Origin of the sequence: Streptomyces albidoflavus (genome assembly GCF_000719955.1) — a bacterium.
Taxonomy (GTDB): Bacteria; Actinomycetota; Actinomycetes; order Streptomycetales; family Streptomycetaceae; genus Streptomyces; species Streptomyces albidoflavus.
In genome coordinates this window covers 46,346-59,001 of record NZ_JOII01000017.1, presented here as the reverse complement: position 1 = coordinate 59,001, position 12,656 = coordinate 46,346, and the positions used below count along the sequence as shown (strand labels likewise).

Below are 12,656 nucleotides of genomic sequence, written 5' to 3'. Positions count from 1 at the left end.
CACGGTGCTTGACGCGGGCGGAGGGCCGGGGCGCGATCCGGTCCCCGGACGGCCGGGATCGGGCGGTATCGTCCCGGTCCGGGCCGCCTTCGGGCGCCCGCGCGGAGCCGCCCGGGTGGGGCCGCGCCCGATTCCGGCGCCCAAGCCGCCTGTTCACGTCGTACGGGGGCGAGCCGTCCGGTGGCCGTCCGGCCGAGAGGAGTCCGCGTGTCGCAGGGCAAGGAACCAGCCGTTCCCGGCCGGAAGGGGCCGCCCGGCCCTGCCCCGCGGGCGGTCTGGATCGGCGGGCCGCCCGGCGCCGGCAAGACCACCCTGGCGCGGGCGCTGGCCCACCGCCGGGGCCTGCGCCTCTACCGGAGCGACACCCTGACCTGGGAACACCGCGACCGCGCCCTGGCCGCCGGCCACCCGGCCGCCACCCGCTGGGAGGCGCTGACCCCGGCCGACCGCTGGTCGGCGCCGCCCGCCGCCCTGCTCGCCATGTCCCTGCACGCCGAGCGCGGCGCGATGATCGCCGACGACGTACGGGCGCTGGGGCCCGGCCCGCTCACCGTGGTGGAGGGGACGCCGGTCACCCCGGACACCGTGCCGGACCCGGGCCGCGCGGTGTGGCTGATGCCCTCGCCGGAACTCCAGCGCCGCCGCCTCGCCGAACGCGGCCTGCCCGAGGGCGTCCACACCCTGTACACGCTGCTCCTCGCCGACCTGGCCGCCCGGATTCAGGCGCACGGCCTCGCCGGCCGCGTCGTCACGGTGACCCCCGACGCCACCCCGGCCGCCACCCGCACCGCCGCCGAGACCCTGCTCGCCGGCCCCCTCGCCGAAGGCCCCACCGCCACGACCCCGGACGAGCGCCGGACCCTGCGCCGTGCGGAGAACGAGGCGGTGGCCACCCAGTACCGCACCTACCTCGCCCGCCCCTGGACCACGGGTGACCCCGACACCGTGCCCGTCACCTTCTCCTGCGAGTGCGCCGACCCGGAGTGCACCGCCCAGCTCACCCGCCCGCTCGGCACCTTCCCGCCGGCGGGCGGGGGCGCGCTGCGGTGTCACTGACCCGTGTCAGTACTGGTACGACTGGCCCCCGTCGATGGGTACGACGGAGGCGTTGATGAATCCGGCGGCGCCGGAGAGGAGGAAGGCGACGAGGTGGGCGACCTCCTCGGGCCTGCCGAAGCGCCGCATGGGGTTGACGCTGACGAACTGGCGTCCCGCCTCCTCCCAGTTGTCGGGGTCCATCTGCTTCAGGGAGGCCTCGACCATGTCGGTCATGATGGCGCCGGGCGCGATGGCGTTGACGGTGACGTTGAACTTGCCGTACTCCACGCCGGAGTTCCGGGTGAGGCCGACCACGCCGTGCTTGGACGCGGCGTATCCGGACTGGTTGCCGACGCCTCGCAGGCCACCGACCGAGGCGGTGTTGACCACTGATCCGTGGCCCTGGTCCTTGAGGACCGGCAGGACGTACTTGAGTCCGAGGAAGACGCCGCGCAGGTTGATGGCGACGACCCGGTCGAACTCCTCGGCGCCGTACTCCTGGGTGAGGTTCTGCCGGCCCTCGATACCGGCGTTGTTGAAGAAGCCGTCGATGCGGCCGAACGCGCTCATGGTCTCGTCCACGTACGACCGGACCGCGTCCTCCTCGGAGACGTCGGCGACGATCCGGACGACCTCGGTCCCGGGCGCGGCCTCGGCGACGGCGGACGCGCTGGCGGTGAGCCCCTCCTCGCTCACATCGACCAGCGCGACTCTGGCCCCTTCCCGGGCGACCCGGACGGCCGCGGCCCTGCCCAGTCCGGCGCCGCCGCCGGTGATCAGAACGGTCCTGCCGTCAAACGCTCCTGCCATCGCTGCTCTCCTTCGCTGCTGCTCCGCGCGTTGGTGGCGGCGCGGAGGCGATGCGGTCCGGGCGGTCGCCGGGCCGTCCTGCGCTCTCCTCGCCCCCGTTATCCCGCCGTCCGCGGAATCCGCCGCTCCCAGGTCCGCTGGAAGATCACCTCGCCCCCTTCGGAGCAGGTCAGCTCGTTGTGGGTGAGGAAGTCACCGGCGTCGCAGGTGATCTCGGAGCGGGTGCGGACCTCGGCGTCCCAGGCCAGTTCCGGGCGGCGCAGACGGACCGTCCAGGAGGAGCGGGTGGCGGCGCTGAGCGGGTCGTTGTCGGTGATCGTGTACTGCTCCAGGGCGTCCTCGTGGAACTCCAGGCCGTCGGGGTAGATCCGGGTGCCGCCGTACCGGGGGTCGACGTCCAGGCGCCAGCTCCCGGCGGCCACGTCGTGGACGACGAGGCGTTCGGGCCGCTGGTCCGCCGGGTTCTCGGGGGCCGGGTAGACCACGGCGAGCGGTTCGGCCTGCTCGGGCTCGGCGAAGGCGATGGTGGCGTCGAGCGCCCGGTCGCCGGCGCCGCGGACCGGCAGTTCGACGCCGCTGCCGGCCGGGTCGAGGGTGAAGCCCTCCTCGGAGCCGGGCTGCGGCCAGATCCACGGCCAGTACGCGGAGGAGACGGCGAGCCGGATGCGGTGGCCGGGCGGGAAGGCGTGGCCGATGCCGTTCAGCTCGAAGGTGACGTCCTCGGTGTCGCCGGGCTTCCACGGGGCGACCGTGTCCCGGCCGTACCGGGAGGAGAGGTTGAGGACGCCCCGGGTGACCAGGGTCGAGGAGCCGTCGGGCGCCACGTCGCAGAGCCGGGCGATGACCTGGCCGCGCGGGGCCGGGCTGGTGAGGCGGAGCCGGACACGGGGGCGGCCGAGGATCTGGAGCCGCTCGTCGACGGCGAACTCGAAGGCGGCGGAGTTGGCGTCCTCCTCGCGCTGGTCGGGCGGGAGGTCGGCGTCGTTGCCGAAGGGGAAGAACCGGCCGGCGGCGAGCCCGGTGTGCTGCGGGGAGCGGACCAGGACCGGCCCGCCCTGGAAGGCGTACTCGACCGGGGTGACGTACGGGGAGGGCCAGGCCGGGTCGCCGACCCAGTGGCCTTCCAGCTCCGGGTAGACGGTGGCGGGCGGGTGGGACTCGCTGATCCAGGAGCGGAGCTTGGGCTCGTTCATGACGCCGCTGTCCTCGCCCTTGAGGTGCTGGTCCCACCAGCGCAGGGTCTCCTGGAGGAAGCCGATGGCGGGGCCGGGCGGCAGCCCCCGGTCCGGGTACTGGTGCGACCAGGGGCCGATCAGGCCGCGCACCTGGTCGTCGGGGAGGTGGCGGACCAGCCGCAGCACGGTGTCCCGGTACGGGTCGTGCCAGCCGCCGACCGCCAGGACCTTCGCCTTGATCGCCGAGTAGTCCTCGCTGACGCTGCCGTGCCGCCAGTAGGCGTCGCGGGTCTGGTGGTCGAGCCAGGTGTGGATGAACGGGTCGACCGCCTCCAGCCGCTTCAGCCACATGTCGCGCCAGGCGGGGCCCACGAACTCCGGGTCCGGCGGGCGGGAGACGAAGGCCAGCATGGTGGAGGCCCAGGCGTGCATGTCGACGGCGAGGACGGAGCCGCCCATGTAGTGCACGTCGTTGTCGTACCGGTCGTCGGCCGAGCAGACGGTGACGATCGCCTTGAGCGGCTCGGGGGCGAGCGCGGCGATCTGGAGCGAGTTGAAGCCGCCCCAGGAGATGCCGAACATGCCGACCTTGCCGTCGCACCAGGGCTGGTCGGCCAGCCAGTGGATCACCGCGACGCCGTCGGCCAGCTCGGTGGCGTCGTACTCGTCGCCCGGCAGCCCCTCGCTGTTGCCGTGGCCGCGCACGTCGACGCGGACGGAGGCGTAGCCGTGGCCCGCGTACCAGGGGTGGCGCTGCTGGTCGCGCGGGGCGGTCCAGTCGCTGAGCCGGTAGGGCAGGTACTCCAGGAGGGCGGGGACCGGCTCGTCGGTGACCGGGCGCCAGATCCGGGCGTACAGGTGGGTGATCTCGGAGCCGTCGGTTCCGGGGCGGCCGGTCGGCAGCGGGATGCGGACGTCCTCGCGGATCGTCCGGTACGGCAGGCCGGTGGCGATGTGCAGGGACATGGCGGGGGACCTCGCAGTGGGGGGTGTTCGCGTGGGGGCGGGTCAGTGGACGGGGTGCATGGTGCGGCGCAGCCAGGGGGCGGCGGCGATCACGGCGAGACCGGCGACGACGGCGATACCGCCGTTGACACCGAAGTAGGCGGGGTTGGAGACCTCGCCGTAGAGCCGCACCACCTGGGACTGGATGCCGTTGGCGGCGGCCAGCGAGAGGAACCAGAGCGCCATGGTCTGGCTGGAGAAGGCGGCCGGCGCCAGCTTGGTGGTGGCCGACATGCCGGAGGTCTCCAGCAGGATGTCGCCGAGCCCGAGCAGCAGGTACGAGCCGACGATCCACCAGGCCGCCATGCGGTACGTGTCGTCGGCGTGGCCGGAGGTCGGCAGCACCATCAGCAGGAAGGAGAGGCCGCCGAGGATCACGCCGAAGGCGATCTTGTTGGAGGCGTGCGGCTGCCGCGTCCCCATCCGCGCCCAGACGGCCGCCACCACCGGCGCCAGCAGCACCTCGAAGGCGCCGAGCGCCGAGGCGTACCAGCTGGCCGGGAAGGTGAAGCCGAGGATCTCGGTGCGGGCGTTGGTCGACGCCAGCAGGATCATCGTGGAGTACGCCTGGAAGAGGATGAAGTTGAAGACCACCGAGGCGAGGAAGAGCACGATGTACGGGCGGAGCCGGCCGCGCTCGGCGGCGGTGACCCGGGGGCTCTTGAACATCACCCAGAAGTAGGCGATCGGCGCCAGCACCGAGATCAGGGTCAGCGCGTCCACGAACCGGCTCAGCGTCAGCCACCCGGCGAGGCTCAGCAGCCCGGCGATCACGGCGACCGCGACCAGCCCGCCGGCGATCAGCAGCACCGCCCGGCGCATCGCGGTCGGCGGCAGCGCGAACTCGGCGGCGTGCTTGCGGCCCGCGAGGTGGTTCCGGCCCAGCACGTACTGGACGAGGCCGAGCGTCATGCCGACGGCCGCCGCCGAGAAGCCCCAGTGCCAGCCCTGGTGCTCGCCGAGCCAGCCGGTGATCAGCGGGCCGAGGAAGGCGCCGATGTTGATGCCCATGTAGTAGAGGGCGAAACCGGCGTCGCGGCGGTCGTCGTCGGTCCGGTAGAGCTTGCCGACCATGGTGGCGACGTTCGGCTTGAGCAGGCCGGTGCCGGCGCTGATCAGGCCGAGCCCGGTCCAGGTCATGGCGTCGGTGGGGACCGCCATGGAGTAGTGGCCGAGCGCGATGAGGATGCCGCCCCACAGCACCGCCCGGTACGAGCCGAGCATGCGGTCGGCGAGCCAGCCGCCGGCCACCGAGACGAGGTAGACCATCGTGCCGTAGGCGGCGGAGACCGAGGCGGCGGTGCCCGGGGCCATGCCCATGCCGCCGCCCGCGACGGTGTCGGCGAAGAACAGGACGAGGATCGCCTGCATGCCGAGGAAGGAGAACCGCTCCCACACCTCCAGGCCGGAGAGGGTCGCGAGCCCCCTCGGCTGGCCGAAGAAGGCGGTGTCGTCCTGGGGCGGTGGCGCGCCCTCCGGCGGCGGCTCGTCGTCCGCGACGGCCGGGGGCCGCTTGGTCGGTTCGTCGTCTGCTGGGTTGCTGCTGGGCACGTCGCCTGCTTCCGCTCGTTCGGGCAGCCGGGGCCGGGCGGGTGCGGCCTGGGCTGCGTGCCAGGGTGACAAACGGGGTGAAGGGCGGAGGGAAGGGGGTCGGGGGTGGTCGATGCGGCCAGTGAGGTAGCCAGGGGTCATTTGCGAACATACCGGTCACCGGTGGCCGACGCCCGGGGGACGGCGCGGGCGCGTCCCGCCACGCGCCCCCGCCCGGCCGGGGGTGACGCGTGGCGGGCGATTCGACGGGCAGGCGCTCACGGTGATCGAAAGCGGACCGGATACGCTGACGTGAGCGCCGACGGCGACACATCGACAAACACTGGTGTTCGACCGACAATCGCCAGCGGCGCCGGGAAGACCGGTGCCACCGGCGGACCGGGCCGACCGGGCGATCCGGGCACCATCAGCAGACAGGAGACCCCCTCGTGACCGTCGTCGGGCCGTTCGGGCTGAGCGTGCGGGACCAGGCACTGGAAGCCGATGTCCAGGCGGGAATGGCGGCTGTCGAGGCCGGCCTCCTGGAGGCCACCAAGAGCGAGGTCTCCTTCATCACGGACGCCGCGCAGCACCTGTTGAAGGCCGGCGGCAAGCGCCTCCGCCCGCTCCTGGTGATGCTGGCCGCGCAGTTCGGCGACCCGGACGCGCCGGGCATCGTCCCCTCCGGCGTGGTGGTCGAGCTGACCCACCTCGCCACCCTCTACCACGACGACGTCATGGACGAGGCCGAGGTGCGCCGCGGGGTGCCCAGCGCCAACGCCCGCTGGGACAACTCCGTGGCCGTCCTCACCGGTGACTTCCTCTTCGCCCGTGCCTCGCACATCCTCGCCGACCTCGGCCCCGAAGCCGTCCGCGTCCAGGCCGAGGCGTTCGAGCGCCTGGTCACCGGCCAGATCATGGAGACCGCGGGCCCGCGCGACGGCCGCGACCCGGTCGACCACTACCTGGACGTCCTCGGCGGCAAGACCGGCTCGCTGATCGCGGTGGCCGGGCGGTTCGGCGCCATGATGTCCGGCGCCGACGAGCGCGTCGTCGACATCCTCACCCAGTACGGCGAGCGCCTCGGTGTGGCCTTCCAGCTCGCCGACGACGTCCTCGACATCGCCAGCGACAGCCACGAGTCGGGCAAGACCCCCGGCACCGACCTGCGCGAGTCCGTCCCCACCCTCCCCGTCCTCCTGCTGCGCGACCGCGCCCGCCGCGAGGAGCGCCCCGAGGACCTGGCCCTGGTCGCCCTCCTCGACTCCGACCTCACCGACGACGCCCGCCACGCCGAGGCCCTGGCCGCCATGCGCGCCCACCCGGCGCTGGAACAGGCCCGCCGCGAGACCGTCCGGTACGCCGAGGAGGCCCGCGCCGCCCTCACCCCGCTGCGCGAGTGCTCCGCCAAGGCCGCCCTCGTCGAACTCTGCGACGCCGTGGTGCACCGGGCGGGCTGACGCGCCCCCTGGTCACCAGGCGCCGGCGCGCGTCCCCTACGGGTCGTCACCTCCCGGACCCACCCGCCGTCATCCTCCAGCGGTACACCGGGTTGGGCCCGGGGGCTGACGCTTGACGCGCCCCGTTTTGGTCAGATGGTGGAAGACCGCTCCTTGCCCCGACCGGGTGAGCGCGAAAGGCGCCGCAGGGCGCGAGCGGACACCGAGTACCACCGCGACCACGGAGGAAGCGCCATGGCACCGAACGATTCCGCTACGACCACCCCGGCACCCGACGCCAAGCGCCGGCCCGGCCGGCTGGCCGCCCGGTACGGCGTCCCGGTCGCCGTCATCGGCGTGGCCGCCGCCACCATCGGCCTGGTCCCCGCGCTGGCCGCGGGCGGCGACCCGGATCTGCCCGAGGTCACCGCCCAGGAGCTGGTCGAGAAGATCGCCGCCTCCGAGACCGACCAGTTCTCCGGCACCGTCAAGGTCTCCGTCGACCTGGGCCTGCCCTCCTTCGGCGGCCTGGACCTCTCCGAACTGGCCGGCAGCCTGGGCGGCGAGGGCAAGGACGGCAAGGGCGGCTCCACCGCCACCCCCGAGGAGAAGCTGACCTCGCTCGCCTCCGGCACCCACACCCTGCGCGTCGCCGGCGACGGCACCGACCGCCAGAAGCTCACCTTCGTGGACGGCGCCGACGAGTACAGCCTCATCCGCGACGGCGACCAGGCCTGGGCCTACGACGGCTCCACCGGCGAGGCCCTGCACACCGAGGACGCCGGAGCCAAGGGCGACCGCCCGGCCGACGACCACGTCTCCGACATGTCCCCGAAGGAACTGGCCACCAAGGCCCTCGACGCCGCCGACGAGACCACCCGCGTCACCGTCGACGGCACCACCACGGTCGCCGGCCGCGACGCCTACCGCCTCGCCCTCACCCCCAAGGACTCCGGCTCCACCGTCAAGGCCGTCCGCATCGCCGTGGACGCCGAGACCGGCACCCCGCTGAAGTTCACCGTCGCCCCGTCCGACGGCGGCAAGGCCATCGTCGATGCCGGCTTCTCCAAGATCGACTTCTCCCGCCCGTCCACCGGCACCTTCGCCCCGCCGAAGGACGCCAAGATCACCGAGTCGAAGGAACTCGCCCCGGGCGACGCCACCCCCGGCAAGGACGCCAAGGGTGACGCCCACTCCAAGGCACCCAAGGACACCGAGGCCGCCAAGGACGCGGAGGAAGCCCTCAACTCCCTCCCCGCCCCCCTGGCCGGCCTCGCCTCCGCCGAAGGCACCGAGATCCACGGCAAGGGCTGGGCCTCGGTCGCCGAACTGACCTTCCCGAAGGGCCAGGGCCTCCCGGCGGCGGGCTCGGAGGCAGACGCCCCCGGCGGCCTCTCCCTCGACTCCCTCGGCAAGAAGGTGAAGGGCGACTTCGGCACCGGCACCCTCTTCTCCACCCGGATCGTCAACGCCCTGGTCACGGAGGACGGGCGCGCCTTCGTGGGCGCGGTGACACCGGAGAAGCTGGTGGAGGTGGCGGGGAAGTAGGTTCCCGCGCCCGGTAGCCGACCTCGCGTCTGCTTGCGGCCAGGCCCCGTCACTTTCCCCGGGTCGGGGAGGCGGGGCCTGGCCGTGCTGTGCCCTGGCACCGTGGCAGGAAGCGGGCGGCAGCGCCCGGCAGGGGCACGCCCGTCCCCCCTAGTTCACGCAGAACTCGTTCCCCTCCGGGTCCCGCATGACCACCCACGTGCCCCCGGCCTCCGCCACCTCCCGTTCCACGGTCGCCCCCAGCTCCGTCAGGCGCTGGACCTCGGACTCGCGAGGGCGGTCGCCGGAGTGGAGGTCGATGTGGAGGCGGTTCTTGGCGGACTTGGGTTCGGGGACGCGCTGGAAGAGGATGCGGCGGCCCTCGCCGATGCCGGTGTCCTTGTCGAAGGGGTCGTCGGGGTGGCGTACGGCGATCAGGTCGCGCCAGGCGCGGCGGCCCTGGAACTCGACGGTGGCCTCCTCGGGGGCGCCGCCGAAGCTGAGGACGCGGGCGATCAGGGCGTCGTTGTCCTCGATCGTGTAGCCGAGTGCCGCCGACCAGAAGAGGGCCTGCGCGTGCGGGTCGGCGGCGTCGACGACGAGCTTCCAGTGGACGGGCGGGACGGGCGGGGTCGCGGAAGTCATGGGGTCATTCAAACGCCGGAGGGCGGGGCGCGAGGGGTGAACGGGGCGAACGGGCGTGCGCGGGGCGCGCGGGCGCGCGGGGTACGGTGCGGGCAACCGCCGGGAGAGTTCCCTGCGGAGGACGGGGGACGACATGTCAGGCGTGGGCGCGGACGGTCAGGTGGCGGGGGCCGGGCGGTGCGGGTGGACGATGACGGTGGTCGCCAACCTCTGCCTGGGCGTGATCGGGCTCCTCCCCTTCTTCCTCCTCTCGGTCTACGTGTCCAACCTGGGCCGCACCGGCGGCGCTCCGCTCGGCTGGACGCTGGTCGTCGTTCCGCTGACCGTCGGCTTCGGGGCCCTCTGGTTCCTGGTCAACCGGGGCCTGCGCCGCCTCAACGCCCCCGCGCACGCCCGGGGCCACTGGTCGCTCGCGGCCCTGCTGACCAGCGCCCCCACCCTCTCCCTGCCGGTGGGGGCGCTGGTCAGCGGCGCGTTCTGAGGCTCAGCCCGACGAAGCCGTCACCCTGCCTCCCGCCAGTTCCAGCCGCCGCCCGCTGAACCGCTCCCGGAAGCGCCGGTCGTGCGAGACGACGACGACCGCGCCCGCGTACGCCTCCAGCGCCTCCTCGATCTCCTCGACCAGGGTGAGCGAGAGGTGGTTGGCCGGCTCGTCCAGGACGAGGAGGTCGGCGGGGCGGGAGACGAGCCGGGCCAGGGAGAGCCTGCGGCGCTGGCCCGCCGAGAGCGAGGGGACCGGGACGGTCAGGTCGTCCTCGCGGAAGAGGCCGAGTTCCAGGAGTTCGGCCGCGTACGCGTCGGGGTGGCCGGGGCGTCCCGCCGCGTACGCCGTGAGCAGGGGGACCGGTGCCGGGTCGACGGCCAGTTCCTGCGCGAGGTGGGCGACGCGGGTGCCCAGGGCGCGTGCGACCGTTCCGGCGTCGGGGCGCAGGGCGCCGGAGATCACCCGGAGGAGGGTGGTCTTGCCCGCGCCGTTGGGGCCGGTGACGAGCAGGCGGCCGCCCGGTTCTACCTGGAGCGCGTCGAGGTGGAGGCGGTCGGCGACGCGTACGCCGGTGAGGGTCAGCAGGGGCGTGGCCGTCTCGGGGGCGTGCGTGTGCGGGGTGAGGGTGGCGCGGAAGCGGAGGGGTTCGGGCGGGGGCGGGACCGGGGAGGCGTGGAGCCGGGTGAGGCGTTCGCGGGCGGCCCTGACCTGGGCGGACAGCTTGTTCTCGGAGGAGCGGCGGTGTTTGCCGAAGCCTTCGCCGGGGTCGCGGCCGGTGGCGGCCAGGCGCTGCCCGGCCGCCGCGACCAGTTCCTCGGTCCGGGCCAGCTCGGCCACGTACTCCTCGTGCTCCTGGGCCCAGCGGCGGCGGGCGGCGGCCTTGGCGCGCTGGTAGCCCGGCCAGCCGTCGCCGTATCGGGTGACGGCGCGGGTGTCGCGGTCGACCTCCAGGATCGTGGTGGTCACCCGCTCCAGGAACGCGCGGTCGTGGGTGACGGTGACCAGGGTGCCGCGGTGGGCGCGGAGCCGGTCGGCGAGCCAGTCGGTGGAGCGGTCGTCGAGGTGGTTGGTCGGCTCGTCCAGGAGGAGGAGTTCGGGGGCGGCCGCGAGGACGCAGGCGAGTGCGAGGCGGGACTGCTCGCCGCCGGAGAGCGAGCCGAGGCTCCGGTCGCGGCCGAGGTGGCCGAGGCCCAGATGGTGCAGGGCGGTCTCGACGCGGGTGTCGGCCTGGTAGCCGTCGCGGGCCTCGAAGGCGGCGAGCAGTTCGCCGTACTCGGCCAGCTCGCGGTCGCCGGCCTCACCGAGCCCTTCCCCGGCCGCCTGGAGCCGGGATTCCAGCTCCCGCAGGTCGGCGAGGGCGTCGTCCACGGCGTCCTGGACGGTGAGGTGCGACGGCAGGTCGAGGGTCTGGCGGAGGTGTCCGGTGCCGCCCGGCGCGACGACGGTGACCTCGCCGGAGTCGGGTGTCTCGGCCCCGGCGATCAGCTTGAGCAGCGTCGACTTGCCGGAGCCGTTCTCGCCGATGACCCCGGCGCGTTCACCGGGGCGGACGGTCAGCGAGACCTGGTCGAGGACGGCCCGCTCGCCGTACGCCTTGGAGACGTCTTTCAGGGCGAGCTGGGCGGAACGGGCGGGGGAGGTGGGCGCGTGGGTGCGCGAAGGCATGGGTGTCCCTGGGATGCGTACGGCCGGTGGGCGCGGAAGAGCGCGTTCCGGCATACCCGGGCGCGCCGACGGCCGTCCTCGCCCTCAGGGGGCGCCGGACGCGCGGCTTCGCTCACGGGCGCGGAACGCGCTCGCGCTCAGCGGAAGTAGTAGTACGAGTACGTACGCATACGGCCAGGCTAACGGGACCGAGCCCGGGCGGGCCAGCGAGATTCAGGGCCGGGGCGCGGGGTCCTCGGCGACGGCCACGATCTCCGGACCGGGGGCCTCCTCGACGGAGGCGGAAGCGGAAGCGGCGGGCGGCGTCGGCGCCGGGGCCTTCGGGAGCTGGGCGGCCAGTTCGGCGGCGCGGGCCCGGTTGGCGCGGGCGGTGCGCAGGGCGTCCCAGGTCAGCAGGGTGAGCGCGAGCCAGACCAGGCCGAAGCCGGCCCAGCGCTCCGGCGGCATCGCCTCCTTGAAGTAGAGGACGCCCAGCGCGAACTGGAAGACCGGTGCCAGGTACTGGAGCAGCCCCAGCGTGGAGAGCGGCACCCGGATCGCCGCCGCGCCGAAGCAGACCAACGGCACCGCGGTCACCACCCCGGTCAGCGCCAGCAGCACCGCGTGCCCGCCGCCTTCGGCGGTGAAGGTCGACTCGCCGCGCGCCCCGAGCCAGAGCAGGAAACCGAGGGCCGGCAGGAACTGGATCGCGGTCTCGGCGGCCAGCGACTCGACCCCGCCGAGGTTCACCTTCTTCTTGACCAGGCCGTACGTGGCGAACGAGAAGGCGAGTGCGAGGGAGATCCAGGGCGGCTGCCCGTAGCCGAAGGCGAGGACCAGCACGGCGGCGAGGCCGGTGCCGACCGCCGCCCACTGGACGGGGCGCAGCCGTTCCTTGAGGAGCAGCACGCCCATGGCGATGGTGACCAGCGGATTGATGAAGTAGCCGAGCGACGCCTCGACGACGTGGTTGTTGTTGACGGACCAGATGTACAGGCCCCAGTTGACCGTGATCACCGCCGCGGCGACCGTCACCAGGGCGAGCCGCCTCGGCTGGCGTATCAGCTCGCCCGCCCAGCTCCAGCGGCGCAGCACCAGCAGCACCACCCCGACCACGACCAGCGACCACGTCATGCGGTGGGCCAGGATCTCCATGGCCCCGGCGGGCATCAGCAGCGGCCAGAAGAGGGGCACCAGGCCCCACATGCTGTAGGCGGCGATGCCGTTGAGCAGCCCGGCGCGGCTCGACAGGGCGCCCTCGGCGGGCTCCCCGGGCGCGGTCGGTGCGGATGTGGTGGACGACGACGGCTTCACGGGCCCCTCCAGCGGCGACGCGGCCGACTGTCCAGCGCGGCCCTC

10 protein-coding genes are annotated in these 12,656 nt (G+C 73.8%); 4 read left to right on the top strand and 6 right to left on the bottom strand.

From position 1 onward, the window contains the following. Positions 1 to 207: 207 nt before the first annotated feature. A complete protein-coding gene (locus tag IF45_RS0118765; protein ID WP_030308486.1) occupies positions 208 to 1,056 on the top strand; it encodes a nucleoside/nucleotide kinase family protein in 849 nt (282 codons plus the stop codon). A 6-nt stretch (positions 1,057 to 1,062) separates the two neighbouring features. Here IF45_RS0118765 and IF45_RS0118760 read toward each other — a convergent pair whose 3' ends face one another. From IF45_RS0118760 to IF45_RS0118750, 3 genes are all read right to left on the bottom strand, one after another. Then, complete coding sequence (locus tag IF45_RS0118760; protein ID WP_008408161.1) at positions 1,063 to 1,848, bottom strand: SDR family oxidoreductase; 786 nt, start codon at positions 1,846 to 1,848, stop codon at positions 1,063 to 1,065. Between the two features lie 98 nt (positions 1,849 to 1,946). Beyond that, positions 1,947 to 3,989: a CocE/NonD family hydrolase gene (locus IF45_RS0118755; RefSeq protein ID WP_003948716.1), complete on the bottom strand. Its 2,043-nt coding sequence runs from the start codon at positions 3,987 to 3,989 to the stop codon at positions 1,947 to 1,949. Between the two features lie 42 nt (positions 3,990 to 4,031). Then, positions 4,032 to 5,579 (bottom strand): peptide MFS transporter, encoded by a 1,548-nt coding sequence (locus IF45_RS0118750; RefSeq protein ID WP_030308482.1) that lies wholly within the window; start codon positions 5,577 to 5,579, stop codon positions 4,032 to 4,034. Between the two features lie 428 nt (positions 5,580 to 6,007). Between IF45_RS0118750 and IF45_RS0118745 the strand changes: the two genes are divergently transcribed. Next, a complete protein-coding gene (locus IF45_RS0118745) occupies positions 6,008 to 7,018 on the top strand; it encodes a polyprenyl synthetase family protein (protein ID WP_003948714.1) in 1,011 nt (336 codons plus the stop codon). A 234-nt stretch (positions 7,019 to 7,252) separates the two neighbouring features. Further along, positions 7,253 to 8,545 (top strand): LolA family protein, encoded by a 1,293-nt coding sequence (locus IF45_RS0118740; RefSeq protein WP_030308479.1) that lies wholly within the window; start codon positions 7,253 to 7,255, stop codon positions 8,543 to 8,545. A 150-nt stretch (positions 8,546 to 8,695) separates the two neighbouring features. On the opposite strand, the gene IF45_RS0118735 is transcribed toward IF45_RS0118740, so the two are convergent. Next, positions 8,696 to 9,169 carry a VOC family protein gene (locus IF45_RS0118735; protein WP_010638927.1) on the bottom strand — a complete coding sequence of 158 codons (474 nt, stop codon included), beginning with the start codon at positions 9,167 to 9,169 and terminating at the stop codon, positions 8,696 to 8,698. A gap of 133 nt (positions 9,170 to 9,302) precedes the next feature. Between IF45_RS0118735 and IF45_RS0118730 the strand changes: the two genes are divergently transcribed. Then, on the top strand, positions 9,303 to 9,650 hold the full coding sequence (locus IF45_RS0118730; RefSeq protein ID WP_242536807.1) for a hypothetical protein: 348 nt from the start codon (positions 9,303 to 9,305) through the stop codon (positions 9,648 to 9,650). A gap of 3 nt (positions 9,651 to 9,653) precedes the next feature. Here the strand turns inward: IF45_RS0118730 and abc-f are convergent, their stop codons facing one another. After that, positions 9,654 to 11,318, bottom strand: a complete 1,665-nt coding sequence (gene abc-f / locus IF45_RS0118725) for a ribosomal protection-like ABC-F family protein (protein ID WP_030308475.1) — start codon at positions 11,316 to 11,318, stop codon at positions 9,654 to 9,656. Between the two features lie 213 nt (positions 11,319 to 11,531). Beyond that, complete coding sequence (gene rarD, locus IF45_RS0118720; protein ID WP_018893926.1) at positions 11,532 to 12,611, bottom strand: EamA family transporter RarD; 1,080 nt, start codon at positions 12,609 to 12,611, stop codon at positions 11,532 to 11,534. Positions 12,612 to 12,656: the final 45 nt, after the last annotated feature.